Consider the following 17,652-nt stretch of genomic DNA (forward strand, 5'->3'; position numbering starts at 1 on the left):
ACAATCGTAGGACGGGTGGGCAGGATCGCCAGCCTGGTATCGCGATACTTTTGCGATATTTTTCAACGGCAATGTGGCACGGCAACGTAACGGACCAGCACCATGTTCTTCAGCATCCGGCAGCCCATACTCGGCATCCTCATGGCATGCCTGCTGGCCGCTTGCGCCGTCGGGCCGGACTTCCGGCCTCCCGCCGCCCCCGGCGGCGACCGCTACACGCCGGCACCGTTGCCGGCGCACACCGTGGCCGCCCCTGGTCCCGCCGGCCAGGCGCAGCGCTTCGTGCCGGGCCAGGATATTCCCGCGCAATGGTGGTCGCTGTTCCAGTCGCCGGCGCTGGACCAGCTGGTGCGCGGCGCCCTCGCGCGCAGTCCGGGCCTGGCGTCGGCCCAGGCGGCACTGCGCCAGGCCGATGAAAACTACCGCACCCTGTCCGGCCGCCTGCTGTATCCCGAAGTGGGCGCCCGGCTGGGCGTCAGCCGCGAAAAAAACAGCAGCCTGGAAGGGGCGGGCGGCGTCCTCAATTTGTACAATGCCTCGGTGAATGTGTCGTATGCGCTGGATGTATTTGGCGGCAACAAGCGCCAGCTGGAGGGCTTGCAAGCGCTGGTCGACTATCGGCAGTATCAGCTTGAAGCCGTGTACCTGGCCCTGACGGCCAACCTGGTGACGGCGGCCATCCGCGAAGCGTCGTTGCGCGCCCAGCTGCAGGCCACCGGCGAAATACTCGACGCGCAGCAAAAGCAGCTGGACCTGATCGAGCAGCAATTGCGCTTCGGCGCCATCGGCCGCGCTACGGTGCTGGTCCAGCGCAACACGGTGGCGCAGACGCGGGCCAGCGTGCCGCCGCTGGAAAAGGCGCTGGCCCTGACGCGCCACCAGCTGTCCGTGTATGCGGGCCGCTTGCCCAGCGAGCCCGGCATGCCTGAATTCGATCTGGCGTCGCTGCGCCTGCCGCAGGACTTGCCCGTCTCCCTGCCGTCGGCCCTGGTGCGTCAGCGTCCCGACATCCGCGCCAGCGAAGCGCTGCTGCAGCAAGCCAGCGCGCAGATCGGCGTCGCCACGGCAGCCATGTATCCCCAGTTCACCCTGACGGGCAATGCCGGCGTGCTGGCCACCAGCGTTCCCGCGCTGCTGCACGCCGGTTCTGCCGTGTGGGGCGTGGCGGCCGGGCTGGCACAGCCTATTTTCAATGGGGGCGCATTGCGCGCCCAGCGGCGTGCCGCCATCGCCGCCTACGAGGGCGCGGCGGCCGATTACCGCGCCACCGTGCTGGCCGCCTTCCAGAATGTGGCGGACAGCTTGCGCGCCCTCGAGGCCGATGCCGCCGCCTTGCAGCAGCAAGCCGAGGTGGAGGCGCTGGCCAGCGAATCGCTGGCGCTGAGTACGCAGCAATTCAAGCTGGGCGCCATCAGCTACCTGAGCCTGCTGGACGCCCAGCGCACCTACCAGCAGGCCAGGGTGGGGCTGGTGCAGGCGCAGGCGGCCCGCTATGCCGATAGTGCCGCGCTGTTCCAGGCGCTGGGCGGCGGCTGGTGGAACCGTCCTGCGCTGCACGCCGTTTCCATGGCGGCAGACTGACGGGCTGGCAAGGCAAGGTCTTGCAACACGACACGCGCAATGGCAGCCGCAAGCAACAACAAGGAGCGTATCCATGACGAAACGCACGAAACGCATGCTCATCATGCTGGGGGCGGTGGTGCTGTTGATTGCCCTGCTGGCGCTGGGATTTTTCCTGCACATCCGCCAGCTCATGGCCAGTTCGCCCAAGCCCGCGCCGGAAACGGTGTCGGCGACCGTCATCCGCAAGGTCGAGTGGCAGCCGCACCTGGCGTCCGTGGGCACCCTGGTGGCCGTGCGCGGCGTCGACGTGACGAGCGAAATCGCCGGTCTCGTCAGGTCCATCCATTTCAAGTCCGGCCAGGAAGTGAAGGCGGGGCAAGTGCTGCTGCAGCTGAATGCGGACGCCGACCTGGCGCAGCTGCGCGCCTTGGAGGCGGCGGCCGAACTGGCCGCATCCGTGCTGGCGCGCGACCGCCAGCAATTTGCCGTGCAGGCGATCAGCCAGGCGCAGGTCGACAACGACGTGGCCGACCTGAAAAGCCGCAAGGCGCTGGCGGCCCAGCAGGCGGCGCTGGTGGACAAGAAAACCATCCGCGCGCCGTTCGCGGGCAAGCTCGGCATCACCACGGTCAACCCGGGCCAGTATTTGAATCCCGGCGACAAGATCGTCACCTTGCAAACCATCGATCCCATCTATGTGGATTTTTATATTCCGCAAAAGCAGCTGGGCGGGCTGCAGGTGGGACAGGTGCTGAACCTGTCCAGCGATGCGCATGCGAACACGGCGTTTGCGGGCAAGGTCAGCGCCATCAGTTCCAAGGTCGACCCGGCCACGCGCAATGTGCAGGTGGAGGCCACGGTGGCCAATCCCCAGCGGCAGTTGTTGCCGGGCATGTTTGCCAACGTCAAGGTGGAGGTGGGAGAAAAGAAACAGTACCTGACTTTGCCGCAGACGGCGATCACCTACAACCCGTATGGTTCCACCGTCTTCGTCGTGCAGCCGGCGCAGCAGGCGCCCAAGGCCGCTGCGCCGGGCAGCGCCGCCCCCGCCGCCCCACCGCCGAAGGCGGGCGAGCTGGTGGTGCGGCAAGTGTTCGTCACGACGGGCGAAACGCGCGGCGACCAGGTAGCCGTGCTGACGGGGCTCACCGAGGGGCAGCAAGTCGTCACCAGCGGGCAGATCAAGCTCAAGAACGGTAGTCCCGTGGTGATCAGCAACGTCGTCGAGCCGCGCAACAATCCGCAGCCCACGCCGCAAGAACACTGAGGCGCCGCCATGAACTTCACCGATCTCTTTATCCGCCGGCCCGTGCTGGCGATGGTGGTGAGCCTGCTGCTGGTGGTGCTGGGCTTGCGCTCCCTGTTCAGCTTGCCCATCAACCAGTATCCGAAGACGCAGAACGCCGTCGTGACGATCTCGACCACCTATTACGGCGCCGACGCGCAGACGGTGGCCGGTTTCATTACGCAGCCGCTGGAATCGGCCATCGCCCAGGCGCAGGGCATCGATTACCTGTCCTCGTCGAGCAGCAGCGGCGTGTCGACCATCACGGCCACCCTGCGCCTCAATTACGACGCGAACCGGGCTTTGACGGAGATCAACACCCAGGTCAGTTCCGTGAAGAACCAGCTGCCCGCCCAGGCGCAGACGCCCGTGCTGACGGTGCAGATGGGGCAGACGACGGACGCGATGTACCTGGGCTTTTACAGCAAGACCTTGCCGACGAATAATGTGACGGATTACCTGAGCCGCGTGGTCAAGCCCAAGCTCGATTCCATCAGCGGCGTGCAGACGGCGGAACTGCTGGGCGCACGCCTGTTCGCGCTGCGCGCCTGGCTCGATGCGGACAAGATGGCCGCGTTCGGCGTGACGGCGGCCGAGGTCAGCACTGCCCTGGGCAATAACAATTATCTGGCCGCGCTCGGGTCCAGCAAGGGGCAGATGGTGACCGTTCCCCTGACGGCGGGCACGGACCTGCATTCGGTCGAGGAATTCAGGAAGCTCGTCGTCAAGCGCAGCGGCGACTCCATCGTGCGGCTGGAAGACCTGGCCACCGTCGTGCTGGGTTCGGAAAACTATGATTTCAACGTGGCCTTCAGCGGCGTGCGTTCCGTCTTCATCGGCATCAAGGTGGCGCCGGAAGCCAATATCCTCGACGTGGCCAAGCGCGTGCGCGCCAGCTTTCCCGATATCCAGTCCCAGCTGCCGGCCGGGCTGACGGGGGAGATCGTGTACGACTCGACGTTCTTCATCAATACCTCCATCAGGGAGGTCATCAAGACCCTGGTCGAGGCGCTGCTGATCGTCACCATCGTCATCTATCTGTTCCTGGGCAGCCTGCGGGCCGTGATCGTGCCCGTGATCGCCATGCCGCTGTCGCTGATCGGCACGTTTACGGCCATGCTGGCGCTCGGCTATTCCATTAACTTGCTGACCTTGCTGGCCATCGTGCTGGCCATCGGCCTGGTGGTCGACGACGCCATCATCGTGGTGGAAAACGTGGACCGCCACATGAAGCAGGGCCAGCCGCCGCTGGAAGCGAGCCTGCTGGCGGCGCGCGAACTGGGCAGCCCGATTCTGGCCATGACGGTGGTGCTCATCGCCGTGTACGTGCCCATCGGTTTCCAGGGGGGACTGACGGGTGCGCTGTTTACGGAATTCGCCTTCACCCTGGCTGGTGCCGTGGCCGTGTCGGGCATCGTGGCCCTGACCCTGTCGCCCATGATGTGTTCGCGCTTTTTCCGTCCGGAACAGGATAGCGGCCGCTTCGTGCAAGCCATCGACCGCGTCTTCGGCAAGGTGCACGACACGTACCAGCGCCTGCTGCATGCGCTGCTCGACACCTGGGTGGTGCTCATCGTCATGGCGGCGCTATTGATGGTGGTGCTGGGGCTGATGTTCAAGATGTCGCAGTCCGAGCTGGCTCCCGAGGAAGACCAGGGCGTCGTGCTGTCGCAGGTGGTGGGTGACCCGACGGCCACGTCGGACCAGATGCAAGTGTATGCGGAGCAAATCTACCAGGTGGCCAAGGCCATGCCCGAATACAGCCAGATGTTCCAGATCACGGGCGTGCCGACGGTCAACTCGGGTTTTGGCGGCATGCTGATGACGCCATGGAACGAGCGCACGCGCAGCGCCAAGGAAGTGCAGCAAGACTTGCAGGCGGGCTGGAACCGGATTGCCGGCGCCCGCGTGGCCGCCTTCCAGTTTCCCGCCTTGCCCGGTTCCTCGGGCTTGCCCGTGCAGTTCGTCATCGCCACCACGGAGCCGTTTGAAAATCTCGATGCCATCGCGCAGCAGGTGCTGGAGAAGGCGCGTTCATCGGGCAAGTTCTATTTTATCGATACGGACTTGAAAATCGACAAGCCGCAAGCGACCGTCGTGATCGACCGCGACAGTGTCGCCGCGCTCGGCATGACGCAGCAGGATGTGGGGCAGGCACTGGGCGCTGCTCTGGGCGGCAACTACGTCAATTACTTTTCCATCGCCGGGCGTTCGTATAAAGTGATCCCGCAGGTGCTGCAGGTGGACCGCCTGAACCCGTCGGCCGTGCTGGATTTCCACATCAAGACGCCCAGCGGCACGATGATACCGGCCAGTACCGTCGCGCATATCCAGTACGACGTCGTTCCCGAGTCGATCAACCGCTTCCAGCAACTCAATTCCGTGACGCTTGCCGGCGTGTCCGGCGCCTCGCAGGGCGAGGTGCTGGGCTTCATGCGCGACACGCTGGCCCAGGTGGCGCCCAGCGGCTACACGGCTGATTATGCGGGGCAGTCGCGCCAGTTCGTGCAGGAATCGGGCGGTTTTGTCGTCACCATGCTGTTTGCCGTGGTGATCGTCTTCCTGGCGCTGGCGGCGCAGTTCGAGAGTTTCCGCGACCCCGTCGTGATCCTCGTTTCCGTGCCGCTGGCCCTGTTTGGCGCCACCATGTTCATCTTCCTCGGCTTTGCGTCGATCAATATCTACACGGAGGTGGGCCTGGTGACCCTGATGGGCCTGATCAGCAAGCATGGCATCCTGATCGTGGAAGTGGCCAATCAGCTGCAAAAGACAGGCAAGAGCAAGCGCGAGGCCGTCGAGGAGGCGGCCGCCGTGCGCCTGCGCCCCATCCTGATGACGACGGCCGCCATGGTGTTTGGCGTGCTGCCCCTGGTGATCGCCTCGGGCGCTGGCGCGGCCGGGCGCCACGCGATGGGGCTGGTGATTTTCACGGGCCTGTCCATTGGCACCTTGTTTACCCTGTTCGTGGTGCCCGCCATGTATCTGTTCCTGGCGGCGGACCACCAGGCGCTGAGCGCACGGGGGGCTGGCAAGGCGGTTCCGGCCCACTGAGGCGCGGTGGCTGCGAGATTGTTGCGCTCTGCAATAAAAAGAGCCTTCATCGGAAGGCTCTTTGTTGCGTATTCTGCTACGGGCTTGCAGCCCGGCCGGCCGTCGGGGCGGAGCGCAGGCGGTATTTAGCTGCCGCGTGGTGGGGTGGTGCCGGTCCCTGTGCCCGTCCCGCCCCCTGTGCCAGTTCCGGTCCCAGTGCCGGTTCCGGTCCCTGTACCGGTGCCGGTACCCGGCGTCGTGTTGGGCGGAGTGGTCGGCGGCGTGGTCGTGCCGTCGGGATTGGTGGTCGTGCCCGGTGCAACGGATGGGGTGGCGGGCGTGGTTGTGTCCGGCGTGGTGGTGCCGCTGGTGCCCGAGGTGCCGCTGCCGCCTGTGCCGGGCGTGGTGGCGGGCGTAGCTGGCGTGGCCGGGGCGGTCGTGGTTTCGTTATGCTTGTTGCAGCCGCCCAGCAGCGCGCAGACGATGGCGGTGCCGAGGACAAGCTTGCTGGTGCTAGGGAGTGGGGCCGTCATGATTGTTCCTTTCTCATTGGAAAGCTGTCGTGGGTAGTCATACCTTGCCAACTGCCTGCCACGGTGCGGGCAGGCCGTCGTAGCAAGGCTGGCATCGCTTGCAAAAAATTAGAGTGGGCAGGTGCGCACAGGTTCACCGGATTTACAAATCAACGGCTATCGGCAGCAGGATCGGCGATCCGTTTTGATATGGCGCAAACGCGCCACGTGAACGAGAAAGAAAGGGCCAGGACAGGACGTCCCGGCCGCGGGCGAGGGCTTTATTTGACGGCAGGGGCCTTGCTCACTTCCACTTCCCAATCCACGCCTGACGCGACGTGGTGTTTGGCGGCGAAGTCGCCCTGGCTGATGGCCACGGCCACGTCGAGCAGGCTGTTCAGGTAAACCAGCGGCTTGCCTTTGGCGACGCCGCCAAACGTGTGCTCGAACGGCGCGATTACCTTGGCCACTTGCTTGCCCTTGTGCAGGATGCGTACTTGCAGCGGATCGTGCAGCTTCACCTGCAATTCGTCGAGCAGCGATTTCGGGATATTCGTCCAGACATTGCCATATTTCACATCGAGCACGGGCACGATACCGCGGATGGTATTGCCGTCGCGCACAGGTTTTTGATACGCGATCTTGACCACGGATGCGCTGGGCAATGACGGGCCCACCTGTTCGTAGGTGATGGCGCCCGAGGCCAGACGCGCGCCCACGTACGCGTACACGTCGCGGCCATGGAAAGTGTAGGACTCGGCGGAGCCCGCCAAGCGGTTGACCTTTTCATCGATTTCACGCAGTTCGGCCACGCCGTCGCGCTCGGCGATCAGGGTGAACAGGCCGTTGTCCGGCCCCACGAAGTAGCGGCCACCCTTGGTTTTCAGCACCACCGACTTGCGCGCCGTGCCCACGCCCGGGTCGATGACGGAAACAAACACCGTGCCTTGCGGCCAGTAATTGGCCGTCTGGTACAAACGGTAGGCGCCCAGCCAGATGTCGTAGTCGGGAATCTGGTGCGTCAGGTCCGAAATGGTGAGCTGGGGATCGACGCCATAGGCGACGCCATGCATGGCGGACACGGCGCCGTCGGCCGTGCCGAAGTCCGTCATCAGCACCAGCGGCGCGGCAGCCTGGGCACTGGATAACAGGAGGGCGCTCAGGCAGGCACCGGCGACGAGATGGGAGATTCGTTTGATAATCATGTTTTATCCTTTGCTTTTAGTACAAATAACAGTGCTTGGAAACGCATAACAAAACCGTAGCGAGCAGCAGTGAGTTGTGGCTAAGAAGCGCAACCGTACTGTAGTACGGTGAGCATCGCAGGCCGCAAATCACGACGCGCAGTAGGTTTTGTTGGCGTTTAAAATGTGTAGCTCAGCTTGGCGTAGAAGTACGCGCCGTTCACGCCGATGGGGTTGATGAAATTGTAGGGCAGGGCGCCGCCATACGTGGCGTTGTTCGTTTCCCGCACGCGCTGCGGATAGCGGTCGAGGATGTTGTTGCCGCCCACGCTCACCGTCAGTTGCTTGCTCAGTTTCAATTGCCCTTCCAGGTCCAGCGACCACACGGCGCCGAAGCGCTGCGCGGGAATGCCGTCGATCAGGGGCGCATCGCTGTCGTAGGAAAAATCTTTCAGTTCGCCAAAGCGCGTGACGCGCGCCTGTACGCCCCAGCCTGCCGCCTGCCAGTCGGCACCGAGGATCACTTTGCTGGTGGGCGACGCATGTTTGATACGGAACAAACTCGTCTCCGTCAGCAGGGTCAGACTCGGATCGATGCTGCTCAATGCAGCGGAACTTTGGCGCACCTTGTCGAGACTGGTCTTGTTCAGATTCAGCGCCGCGTTCAGGTTCAGCTTGCCTGACGTGAAGGCCAGATCGTGGTTCAGCACCACGTCCAGTCCTTTGGTACGCGTGTCGAGCAAATTGGCCAGGTAGGCCACGGACTGGATATTGCCGCGGCCATTCGCGGCCAGGTAGGCCGTGACGGCGTCGCTTTGCAAGTCGCTCGAACGCGTGATGCGGTCGCGGATGCGGATCACGTAGGCATCCACCGTCACGCTGGTGGCGGCCGCCGGTTTCCAGGCCAGGCCCAGCGAGACGTTGGTCGATTTTTCCGGTTTCAGCTGTTGTGCGCCGAAGTTGCGCGCCAGCGGGTCGCTGGCAGGCAGCAGGGCCGCCGTTTGCAGGGCCGTGCCATCGGCGTTGAAGTTCAAGGTGGCGAAGCGGAAACCCGTTTGCACAAGGGCCGGTGCGCGGAAGCTGTTCGACAGCGAGCCGCGCACAAGAAAATTGTCCGTGACTTTATAGCGCGTGGACAACTTGCCCGTGCTGGCGCTGCCGAAGTCGCTGTAGTCGGAATAGCGGGCGGCGGCGCCCACCAGCAGGCGCGGCGTGAGGTCGCTTTCCACATCCGCATACACGGAGCGGATTTGCCGGCTGCCGTCGTAGGCGTCCGATGGACGCAGGCCCGGTCCCGCCTGCGCGCCCGGTGGCGCATCGGTGAAGCTGCCGGCCGCATACGAGGCAGCATCGCCGGCCGAGCTGGTGTAGGTTTCGCGCATCCACTCGGTGCCCACGGCCACGCTGAGCGGAGCGGGCAAGCCGATGTCGATGCTGCGCGTGGCATCGATATTCAGGGCATTCTGGCGGAAGTCGAAACCGGCCAGATTGAAACGCGTGGGGCTGGCCGCGCCCAGCGAAGCATTGACGGAGTGGCTTACGCCGTAGTCAAAGCGGTCGCTGCCGTGGCGCGCGCTGGCGTCCCAGTTCCACGCGCCCGCGCTGCCGCGCACGCCGGCAACGATGCTGAGGTCGCGCTTGTCGCCGTTGGTGACGGGGCGGTAGCCGTGCGGATACAGGGCCGGTACGTTCGACGGGTCGCCCGGATAGCGGAAGTAGGCGCTGCCGTCCGATGTGCGTTCGTTGAGGGTGGCAAACGAGTACAGGTCGAGGCCGTTGGCCAGGGTGAGCTGGGTGTTGTAGAACAGATAGTTGTTGCGCTGGCGCGAGTCGCCCGACTTGAACACCACCTTGCCGTCGAGCGCCTGGTCGGCCGGCGTGAAGTTGTAGGACGTCCAGCCCGCGTCGCTGGGGCCGGCCCGTTCCGTGGGCGAGCGGCGCCGCGTTTCCGCGCCGAAGCGGAAGAATCCCGCCTCGCCCAGCGGCACGCCGTAGTCGGCGTTGACGATGACGGTCTGGCCATCTGTCAGGGTTTGATCGGTGGGGGCGAAATGCGTGTGGTTGGCGCCGTAGCTGACGGAGGCGGCGCCGCCCGTGCGCGCCTTTTTCAGCACGATGTTGATGACGCCCGCCACGGCGTCGCTGCCGTACTGGGCGCCGGCGCCGTCGCGCAGGATTTCGATGTGGTCGATGGCGTTCGGTGGAATGGCGTTGATGTCGACCGGCACGGTGCCGGCAAAGCTGCTTTCCGTGTCCAGCACGGCGCTCGTGTGGCGGCGCTTGCCGTTGATCAGCACCAGCACCTGGTCGGGCGCCAGGCCCCGCAACTGGATGCCGCGCACGGAGTCCGACGCGCCGCTCGATTCGATGCGTGGGAAGTTGATCGACGGCGACAGGTTTTGCAGGGCCGCGCCCACGTCGCCCGAGGCCAGCGCATTGCTCACTTCGCGCGCGCCGAAGCGGTCGATGGGCACGCTGCTGTCGAACACGGTGCGGTTGCGCGCGCGCGAACCGACGACGGTGACCTGGTCGATGCTGGCGCTCGCTGGCGTGGCGGCGCCGGTGGCGGTGTCGTCAGTCTGGGCCCACGCGGGCACGGCGCCCAGCATGGCACAGGCCAGTACGATGGTACGCAGCGGCGTGGCGGTAATGGATGGAGAGGCGTATGAATGGCGCGGATGCAAGGCGGTGTCCTTTAAACTTAGTCATCTGGAAACAGTTGAATGAGCTTAAGGGAGACCGTTGCCCAGGCTAACGATTCTTTCTGGATATGCTTATGCTGTTGTTTTTATGCCGCCAGATTGCGCAGCAGGGCGGGAATCTCGGCCGGGATTTCGCGCGCCAGGTAGCCGAGGATGCCGAAGCGCAGGGCCAGCTGTTCACCCGCCAGCGCATGCAGGGCGATGCCCCAGGCGCACGCTTGCTCCAACGGTGCGCCGCGCGCGGCCAGGCCCGTGATGATGCCGGCCAGGGTGTCGCCGGAACCGGAAATGGCCAGGCCGATATTGCCGCCCGCATGCGTCCACGTGTTGCCATCGGGCATGGCGATGACGGTCAGCGCGCCTTTCAGCGCGACGATGGCATGCCAGCGCCGCGCCGCGTCCATGGCGCAGGCATGCGGGTCGGCCAGCACGGCATCTTTGGTCACGCCCATCAGCTGGGCCAACTCGCCCGCGTGCGGCGTCAGCAGCACGGGCTGCTCAAAATGGAACTGCGGCGGCTGGCGCACGACCTGCATGGCGCAGGCGTCGAGGATCAGGCGGCTGCCGGCAAACAGGGGCAGCAGGTGGCGCATCAGCTCGCAACTGGCCGACGTGTCGCACATGCCTGGCCCGACGAGCACGGCATCGACCTTGCCGGCCAGCGGCGCCAGCTGGTGGCGCGCCTCGTGGCGGAAGCCGCCCTGCGCCGTTTCGTCCAGGCCGATGACCCGCGCCTCGGGCATGGCGACGGCCACTTGCGCCGCCACCGATGCGCCCGTCGCCAGGGTCAGCTTGCCCGCGCCCGCGCGCAGGGCGGCGGTGGCTGCCAGCACAATGGCGCCCGGCATTTCCTCGGAGCCGGCGACGATCAGCAGATGGCCGCGCACTTCCTTGTCGCCGTCGGGCTGGGGCATGGGCAGGGGCCAGGAGCGCAGCAGGGAGGGCGTGATGTCGATGGCGTCCATGGATGAGCTCCGAAGGATCAGGATTTCGGCGCAGCCGGCATGTCGGGCTGTGCTGTGATGGGTGTGCCGGCCGCTTCCAGCGGCGCGACGAAGTTGCACAGGTCCAGCTGCAGCTTGCCGTGTCTGCCCAGGGCGGGATTGAAGGCATACGAGGTGACGCCGCAATTGGGCACGTCGGCCGCCTTGTCGATGGCCAGGATGGCTTGCTCGTCGCAGCGCTCGAGCAGGTAGCGGAAGCAGTTGACGATGACCTGATGGCCGACGATCAGTACCCGTTCGCCCCGGTATTCGCGGGTGATGGTGTCGAGCACGCTGCGCAGGCGCAGGATGACGTCGCACCAGCTTTCGCCGCCCGGCGGGCGGAAATAAAACTTGCCGACGTGCTGGCGCTGTTCGTGCAATTCCGGGTACTTGCTGGCGATGCCGTGCACGGTCAGGCGGTCGAGGATGCCGAATTCCTTTTCGCGCAGGCGCTCGTCGGCCACCACGGCGCCCAAGCTGTCGGCATCGATGCGCGCCAGCACGGCTTGCGCCGTCTGCTGGGCCCGCACGTAGGGCGAATACAGCACGACGGTCGGTTGTTGTTCAGGGGGGAGGGTGGCGAACCAGTCGCCGAGGGCTTGCGCCTGGCGCGCGCCAAGCTCGGAGAGGGGGACGTCGACATCGCGCTCGGCGATGGCGATTAATAACTGTTTTTCCGCTTCGGCGGCATCGCGCGCCACGTTGCCGGCACTTTGGCCGTGACGCACGATCCAGATTTGCTGCGGCCATTTCTGTTCCATCGCCTTGCGCCTTCCTCCGTATTGATTGCGATCCAATATAGACGAAAGCGGCAAGGCGCGGCGCGCAACTCGTTGGGCTTTTAGGCGGCGTGTTCCGCCTCATCCAAGTCAGGCGCGTCGTCGCTGTTGTAGACGGCCAGGTCGGTTTCGCCCATGACCCGGCTGGTGACGGTGCCGGCCGTGATCGAGCCGCTCACGTTCAGGGCCGTGCGGCCCATGTCGATCAGCGGTTCGACGGAGATCAGCAAGCCGGCCAGCGCGACGGGCAAGTCCATCGCCGACAGCACGATCAGGGCGGCAAACGTGGCGCCGCCGCCCACGCCGGCCACGCCGACGGAACCGATGGTGATGATGGCGAGCAAGGGCAGCAGGAAGCTGAGCGTAAATGGATCGACGCCGACGGTAGGGGCGATCATGACGGCCAGCATGGCCGGATAGATGCCGGCGCAGCCGTTCTGGCCGATGGTCGAACCGAACGAGGCGGCGAAGTTGGCGATGCCTTCCGGCGTGCCCAGGCGCTGGGTTTGCGTCTGCACGCTCATCGGGATCGAGCCGGCGCTGGTGCGCGAGGTAAAGGCGAAGGCCAGCACGGGGAAGACTTTTTTCACGAAGCGCAGCGGGTTCAGGCCCACGCCGGCGATGATGGCCAGATGCACGAGGAACATCAATATCAGCGCGCTGTACGAGGCGACGACGAAGTTGATCAATTTCAAGATGTCCGTGTAGCTCGACGACGCCACCACTTCAAACATCAGCGCGAACACGCCGTACGGCGTCAGGCGCAGCACCAGGGTGACCATGCGCATGACGATGGCGTGCGCGACTTTCATGAAGTGCTCGAAGGACGCGAAAATTTCCGGCTTTTTCGCCGCGATGCCCGTGGCCGAGATGCCGATGAAGATCGAGAACACGACCACGGCGATGGTCGACGTCTTGCGCGCGCCCGTCATGTCGAGGAAGGGGTTGGTCGGCACGAAGCTGACCAGCAGTTTCGGCAGGGACAGGGCTTTCGCCGTTTCCAGCGAGCCTTGCAGCTGCACGCCGCGCGCCACTTCGGCGGCGCTCGAGGTCAGGCCGACTGCCGTCAGGCCGAACAGTTTGGCCATCAAAATGCCCAGCGCGGCGGCGATCGTGGTGGTAATGAGCAGGGTGCCGATGGTCAGCGCGCTGATCTTGCCCAGGGAACTCGCATCCTTGAGCTTTAAAATGGCGGAGATGATGGAGACCATGATCAGCGGCATGATGATCATCTGCAGCAGTTTGACATAGCCGCTGCCGACGATGTCGATGTATTCATTGGTGCCCGCGATGACGGGCGAACCGGCGCCGTACAGCCACTGCACGGCCGCGCCCAGCAGCACGCCCAAGCCCAGGCCCGTGAAGACGCGCACGGTGAACGTCGCGTGTTTGCGTTGCTGGTGGAACATGAAGGCGAAGACGATCAGCGCAACGAGCAGGTTCAGAATGATGTTAATTGCCATGAAGGGGCCTTATCTTGGTTTTATTCGGGACTGCGGAGAGCACTTTACTACAAGTCATTGCTGCCCCAGCCTGGGGCGAAAGGGCAAGCACTGTACAGTACTATGGGGGTGTTTTACGCGATACTGCTGCGAATATTACGCTATATAAATATGCTCCACAGGCATAAGCCTTCAGGATGATTGTGAAATTGGCTATTTCGTGCCAGCATGGTTTTCCCGTTTGTTAATATGCGCGCGTGATTTTAATAAGGAAAAAAATGAATGCTTTAACGGAAGTACAAGTGCTGGATGCGGAAGAGCGCTTGCGCCTTGCCATGATGGCGTCCGACGTGGCCGCGCTGAATGTCTTGCTGGCAGACGAGTTACTGTTTACCAATCACCTGGGTCATCTGCTGAGCAAGCATGCAGACCTGGCCGCGCACGAGCAACGCCTGCTGGCCATCACGGACTTGCGCGCGTCCGAGCGCCATGTGCGCATCAACGGCAACGTGGCTGTGGTCTCCGTGCGCATGCAACTGACGGGCAAGTATCACGACGTGGAAACGCATGGCGACTTCCGTTTTACGCGCGTGTGGGCGCAGGATGCGGCCGGCGCGCTGCAAGTGATCGCCGCCCATTCGGGCGTCGTGGCTTGAGGAGCGGGATTTAGTGGATCATCGTTCCAAAGGGCAGCTGTTTGAAGCTGTCATCGCCGCCGGCCCCGCCACCCTGGCCATCACGGCCGGCTATCCGCTGCTGCTGTACAACCTGGTGCGCACCTGGGCCGACGCCCCCGGCGCCAATGCGCTGGCCGCGCTGCTGCTGACGGGCGGACTGTGGGCCTTGCTGGAATTCTGGCGCATCGCGCTGGCGACGGTGGCGCGCAAGGCCTATGCATTCAACTGGCGCTTCTGGCTGGCCATCGCCGGCTTCCTTGCCTGCTTCGTGCGTTTCGTGCCGGACATGCCGGCCGGATTGATGCTGCTGTTGCTGGTGCTGCCGGCGCTGGCGTGGACGCATTTCATCTTGTTGCAGATCAAGCGACCGGGCGACCTGTAGGGTTTATTCTTCCTCTTCGGCTTCTGCCTTCAGCCAGGCTATCCGCCCATTGCCCGCCTCATGCAGATGGGCGAGCAGGGCGGTGGCCGCCGTTTCAGGCAGGCTGAAGTCGAACAGCACATCTTCGCCATGCGCCACGTTCAACAGGGTGGCGCCGGCGCCATCGAGTTCGCGGCGCAGCATGCCTTCCATCGCATACGGTACCGTGCAGCGCAGGGTGCGCTGGCGCACGATGGCCGTCTTTTCCGCCTGCAATAACGCTTGCGCCACGCTGTCCGTGTAGGCGCGCACCAGGCCGCCCGCACCGAGCTTGATGCCGCCAAAATAGCGCACGACGGTGGCCAGCACGCCTTCGAGGTCCTGGTGGCGCAGCACGTCGAGCATGGGCCGCCCGGCCGTGCCGCTCGGTTCGCCATCGTCGACGGCCGCCGATTGCCCGCCCGCCAGCAGCGCCCAGCACACATGGCAGGCGCCCGGATGCTGCGCCTTCAAGTCATTGACCACCTGCTGCGCGCTGGCGCGGTCGGTCATCGGCTGCACGCAACCGATGAAACGGCTTTTCTTGATGATCAGTTCGCTGTGGACGGGGGCGGCAATGGTAAACGGCATGGCGGGTGCGAAGGCGGGCAAAGCAGCATGATAGAGGAAATGCGCGCCGGGGACGAGCCGTTGGCCGCTTACTCCGTTGCGACGGACACCAGTTCGTGCAGCGCCGCATCGCGCACCTGCAGGATCTCGAACAGTCCCAGCGCGTGCAGGGCGGGCAGGGCGTCCACAATGTCGCGCTCGGCGATGGCCTTGTCGTCGATGCTGCTGGCGTCGTCCAGCCACAGCCGGGCATTGGCGAGAAAGGCGCCCACCGTGCCCTTGCGCACGGTGACGCCATTGAACTGGCCCTGGTTTTGTTGATCCGGTAAGACGTCTTCTGCACGCATGCTGAACTCCTGAAGGTTGGAAAGACTTCACTGTATGATGGCCGGATTGTCTTGCCTGCCTTGTTTATGTCATTCGATACGTCAAATCCGCCAATCTTGCCGCCAGCACCGCCGCTGCGCGCCATGCGCATTGTCCAGCCGCAGGAAAGGGTGACGGCGGCGCACCGCCATGCCAGCGGCCAGCTGTTCGGCGCCATGCGGGGCTTGCTCTCCGTTACGGCCGACAGCGGACATTGGGTGGTGCCGGCCAGCCACTGCGTGTGGGTGCCGCCCCATCACGTCCACGCGCTGCGTTCGCACGGCCCGTTTGCGGGCTGGAGCGTGTATGTGGACGAGGCCAGCTGCGCCGGCTTGCCCGCCGCGCCGTGCGTGATGCGCGTCTCGGGCTTGCTGCGCGAGGCGGTGGGCCGCGCCTGCACTTGGGACGAGGGCGCGCTGGACGCACTGGATGCGCGGCAGGCCCGGGTGGCGGGCGTGATCCTCGACGAGATCGCCGCCGCGCCGCACGAATCCTTCGGCTTGCCCCTACCCACGGACCCACGCCTGCTGCGCGTGGCGCGCGCCGTGCTCGATGACCTGGCCGACGAACGTGGCGTGGAAGCACTGGCCGCCTGGGCCGGCGTCTCGCCGCGCACCCTGGCGCGCCGTTTCCTGGTCGAGACCGGTTTTACCCCGTCCGCCTGGCGCCAGCGCGCCCGCATCCTGCGCGCCCTGGAACTATTGGCCGCCGGTCAGCCCGTGACAAATATTGCGCTGGACCTGGGCTACGACAACGTCAGCGCCTTCATCGCCATGTTCAAGCGGGTGATGGGCGTGACGCCGGGGAGGTATGGGGATGGCAATGAATCGGGAAATATCGGTATTTGATAAAGCGCAACTTGCTGTTGATAGAGGCGGCCAAGGCTGAAATCGTGTATGAATGGCGGACTTGACCCCGATCCTGCCCCCTATCCCGCGATTCCAATAACGTCGTGTGTTGTATTGGCAGTCCTTTGGGAACGCTACTTTTTTGATGGCCAAATCAGTTCCGCTGAAAGGCAGCAGATCAGTTGGTAATTGTCCATATGAAAAATGCTTGGGTCAGCAGGGTCCTGAGTGCCGACGAAGAAAATCCATCCTTTAATCTGCTTGTTATGCTTTGCTTGCTCGATGGCTTCTTCGCTGGTCGTGGTGAATTCGCGTAGCAACGTATTACGACGGACCTTACTCCAACTTGCCCAGTTCACGCGCACTTTGCAAAGCGTCTTGTATCCACCTGTTTCTTGGCTCCATTCGCCTGCGTTAAGCGTCAGCTCGCAGTACTCTTCTGTTATCAGTGGCCTTGCTGTCCAACGGATTGCTGCGTAATAAAGCCGGGTTGGGAACTTGAATGGTTCTGGCTTTTTGCTACCCAGGTAAGTGAAGATTTTGGCATAGGTATTGCCTGCGACACCAGGGATCTCGAGCGGCAGAAAGTCGCGGTCGTTTGGGAGCTGAATGAATGCACGGCATGCGGGTCGAATACTCTTTACTGAATGCCCATGATACTTGCGTGGCGTGGCGGCATTTTTATTCGAAGTGCTGTTTGCCCTTTTGCTGCCGGATAATCCTTGCGTAACGAGGTCTTTAGCTTCAACGGGACGTTTGTCGGTGAGTATCAATTTGCTGGGAAATGGTAGTGGAAACCCTTCCGGCGTGCCAACGCGCTCTTTCTTTGCGCGCTTGATGATCTTGTCCTCACCGTCAATATCACAACCCGCCTCATGCTTTTTGCTCGGCCCTAGCGTGAAGTACGGGCGCTTTTTGTTGTGCTCTTTATCGAACGATGCAGGAAATACCTGGGTGGTGCATCCGCGGCAGATAAAACCGTTGCGATCCACTGTCTCCATGGTCCAAAGCTCCTCACATTCGACTAAATCGAGGGTTCTTATATCGCGTGCCGTATCCATACATGGATTCCTGTGAGCGGTTTATCGATGTTTTCCCGTGGAAGGTGGTGTTGTGTATTGGTTTTTCAATGAGAGTGGAGAAACTATTTTGTGGTGATGCCATGCGTAGCATGGGCATAGTGGCGAAAAATGCAAAAAGCCAACCGCGAACGGTTGGCTTCTCTGAAGTGTTTGGTAGGCCGTGCGGGATTCGAACCTGCGACCAACGGATTAAAAGTCCGCTGCTCTACCAGCTGAGCTAACGACC

General features: G+C 63.7%; 14 protein-coding genes. 6 read left to right on the forward strand and 8 right to left on the reverse strand.

Annotation, left to right across the window (positions count from 1 at the left end; all coding sequences use genetic code 11):
* Window positions 1-102: 102 nt before the first annotated feature.
* From AC1Q6X_RS25700 to AC1Q6X_RS25710, 3 genes are all read left to right on the forward strand, one after another.
* Entirely contained in the window at window positions 103-1,581 is a 1,479-nt protein-coding gene (locus AC1Q6X_RS25700) for an efflux transporter outer membrane subunit (RefSeq protein WP_492498805.1), read from the forward strand.
* 73 nt (window positions 1,582-1,654) lie between these two features.
* Window positions 1,655-2,830 carry an efflux RND transporter periplasmic adaptor subunit gene (locus tag AC1Q6X_RS25705; protein WP_121668815.1) on the forward strand — a complete coding sequence of 392 codons (1,176 nt, stop codon included), beginning with the start codon at window positions 1,655-1,657 and terminating at the stop codon, window positions 2,828-2,830.
* A 9-nt stretch (window positions 2,831-2,839) separates the two neighbouring features.
* Window positions 2,840-5,899: an efflux RND transporter permease subunit gene (locus AC1Q6X_RS25710; protein WP_492498806.1), complete on the forward strand. Its 3,060-nt coding sequence runs from the start codon at window positions 2,840-2,842 to the stop codon at window positions 5,897-5,899.
* A gap of 772 nt (window positions 5,900-6,671) precedes the next feature.
* Here AC1Q6X_RS25710 and AC1Q6X_RS25715 read toward each other — a convergent pair.
* The 5 genes from AC1Q6X_RS25715 to AC1Q6X_RS25735 all read right to left on the reverse strand — a co-directional run bounded on the left by AC1Q6X_RS25715 (window position 6,672) and on the right by AC1Q6X_RS25735 (window position 13,504).
* Window positions 6,672-7,595, reverse strand: coding sequence for an SAM hydrolase/SAM-dependent halogenase family protein (locus AC1Q6X_RS25715; protein WP_230505842.1), 924 nt, complete (start codon window positions 7,593-7,595; stop codon window positions 6,672-6,674).
* A gap of 158 nt (window positions 7,596-7,753) precedes the next feature.
* On the reverse strand, window positions 7,754-10,258 hold the full coding sequence (locus AC1Q6X_RS25720) for a TonB-dependent receptor plug domain-containing protein (protein ID WP_492498807.1): 2,505 nt from the start codon (window positions 10,256-10,258) through the stop codon (window positions 7,754-7,756).
* Between the two features lie 104 nt (window positions 10,259-10,362).
* Complete coding sequence (locus tag AC1Q6X_RS25725; RefSeq protein ID WP_492498808.1) at window positions 10,363-11,241, reverse strand: NAD(P)H-hydrate dehydratase; 879 nt, start codon at window positions 11,239-11,241, stop codon at window positions 10,363-10,365.
* A 17-nt stretch (window positions 11,242-11,258) separates the two neighbouring features.
* A complete protein-coding gene (locus AC1Q6X_RS25730) occupies window positions 11,259-12,023 on the reverse strand; it encodes a histidine phosphatase family protein (RefSeq protein WP_492498809.1) in 765 nt (254 codons plus the stop codon).
* Window positions 12,024-12,103: 80 nt separating this feature from the next.
* Complete coding sequence (locus AC1Q6X_RS25735) at window positions 12,104-13,504, reverse strand: L-cystine transporter (protein ID WP_099409972.1); 1,401 nt, start codon at window positions 13,502-13,504, stop codon at window positions 12,104-12,106.
* Between the two features lie 257 nt (window positions 13,505-13,761).
* Here AC1Q6X_RS25735 and AC1Q6X_RS25740 point away from each other — a divergent pair, with 257 nt between their 5' ends.
* Both AC1Q6X_RS25740 and AC1Q6X_RS25745 read left to right on the forward strand, forming a co-directional pair.
* Window positions 13,762-14,139, forward strand: a complete 378-nt coding sequence (locus AC1Q6X_RS25740) for a nuclear transport factor 2 family protein (protein WP_070290666.1) — start codon at window positions 13,762-13,764, stop codon at window positions 14,137-14,139.
* Window positions 14,140-14,152: 13 nt separating this feature from the next.
* Window positions 14,153-14,542: a hypothetical protein gene (locus tag AC1Q6X_RS25745; RefSeq protein ID WP_492498810.1), complete on the forward strand. Its 390-nt coding sequence runs from the start codon at window positions 14,153-14,155 to the stop codon at window positions 14,540-14,542.
* A gap of 3 nt (window positions 14,543-14,545) precedes the next feature.
* Here the strand turns inward: AC1Q6X_RS25745 and AC1Q6X_RS25750 are convergent, their stop codons facing one another.
* Window positions 14,546-15,151, reverse strand: a complete 606-nt coding sequence (locus tag AC1Q6X_RS25750) for an IMPACT family protein (RefSeq protein ID WP_070290668.1) — start codon at window positions 15,149-15,151, stop codon at window positions 14,546-14,548.
* A 68-nt stretch (window positions 15,152-15,219) separates the two neighbouring features.
* Window positions 15,220-15,477, reverse strand: a complete 258-nt coding sequence (locus tag AC1Q6X_RS25755) for a hypothetical protein (RefSeq protein ID WP_492498811.1) — start codon at window positions 15,475-15,477, stop codon at window positions 15,220-15,222.
* Between the two features lie 123 nt (window positions 15,478-15,600).
* Between AC1Q6X_RS25755 and AC1Q6X_RS25760 the strand changes: the two genes are divergently transcribed.
* Complete coding sequence (locus AC1Q6X_RS25760) at window positions 15,601-16,344, forward strand: AraC family transcriptional regulator (protein ID WP_492498812.1); 744 nt, start codon at window positions 15,601-15,603, stop codon at window positions 16,342-16,344.
* 134 nt (window positions 16,345-16,478) lie between these two features.
* Here the strand turns inward: AC1Q6X_RS25760 and AC1Q6X_RS25765 are convergent, their stop codons facing one another.
* Window positions 16,479-17,405, reverse strand: coding sequence for a hypothetical protein (locus AC1Q6X_RS25765; RefSeq protein ID WP_492498813.1), 927 nt, complete (start codon window positions 17,403-17,405; stop codon window positions 16,479-16,481).
* Window positions 17,406-17,652: the final 247 nt, after the last annotated feature.

It is taken from the genome of Janthinobacterium sp. GW823-FHT06H09, assembly GCF_058794735.1.

Bases quoted from the DNA above. Each gene is read 5' to 3' on its own strand.
- AC1Q6X_RS25700 (WP_492498805.1), top strand. From the start codon at position 103: ATGTTCTTCAGCATCCGGCAGCCCATACTCGGCATCCTCATGGCATGC.
- AC1Q6X_RS25705 (WP_121668815.1), top strand. From the start codon at position 1,655: ATGACGAAACGCACGAAACGCATGCTCATCATGCTGGGGGCGGTGGTG.
- AC1Q6X_RS25710 (WP_492498806.1), top strand. From the start codon at position 2,840: ATGAACTTCACCGATCTCTTTATCCGCCGGCCCGTGCTGGCGATGGTG.
- AC1Q6X_RS25715 (WP_230505842.1), bottom strand. From the start codon at position 7,595: ATGATTATCAAACGAATCTCCCATCTCGTCGCCGGTGCCTGCCTGAGC.
- AC1Q6X_RS25725 (WP_492498808.1), bottom strand. From the start codon at position 11,241: ATGGACGCCATCGACATCACGCCCTCCCTGCTGCGCTCCTGGCCCCTG.
- AC1Q6X_RS25730 (WP_492498809.1), bottom strand. From the start codon at position 12,023: ATGGAACAGAAATGGCCGCAGCAAATCTGGATCGTGCGTCACGGCCAA.
- AC1Q6X_RS25735 (WP_099409972.1), bottom strand. From the start codon at position 13,504: ATGGCAATTAACATCATTCTGAACCTGCTCGTTGCGCTGATCGTCTTC.
- AC1Q6X_RS25740 (WP_070290666.1), top strand. From the start codon at position 13,762: ATGAATGCTTTAACGGAAGTACAAGTGCTGGATGCGGAAGAGCGCTTG.
- AC1Q6X_RS25750 (WP_070290668.1), bottom strand. From the start codon at position 15,151: ATGCCGTTTACCATTGCCGCCCCCGTCCACAGCGAACTGATCATCAAG.
- AC1Q6X_RS25755 (WP_492498811.1), bottom strand. From the start codon at position 15,477: ATGCGTGCAGAAGACGTCTTACCGGATCAACAAAACCAGGGCCAGTTC.
- AC1Q6X_RS25760 (WP_492498812.1), top strand. From the start codon at position 15,601: ATGCGCATTGTCCAGCCGCAGGAAAGGGTGACGGCGGCGCACCGCCAT.
- AC1Q6X_RS25765 (WP_492498813.1), bottom strand. From the start codon at position 17,405: ATGGATACGGCACGCGATATAAGAACCCTCGATTTAGTCGAATGTGAG.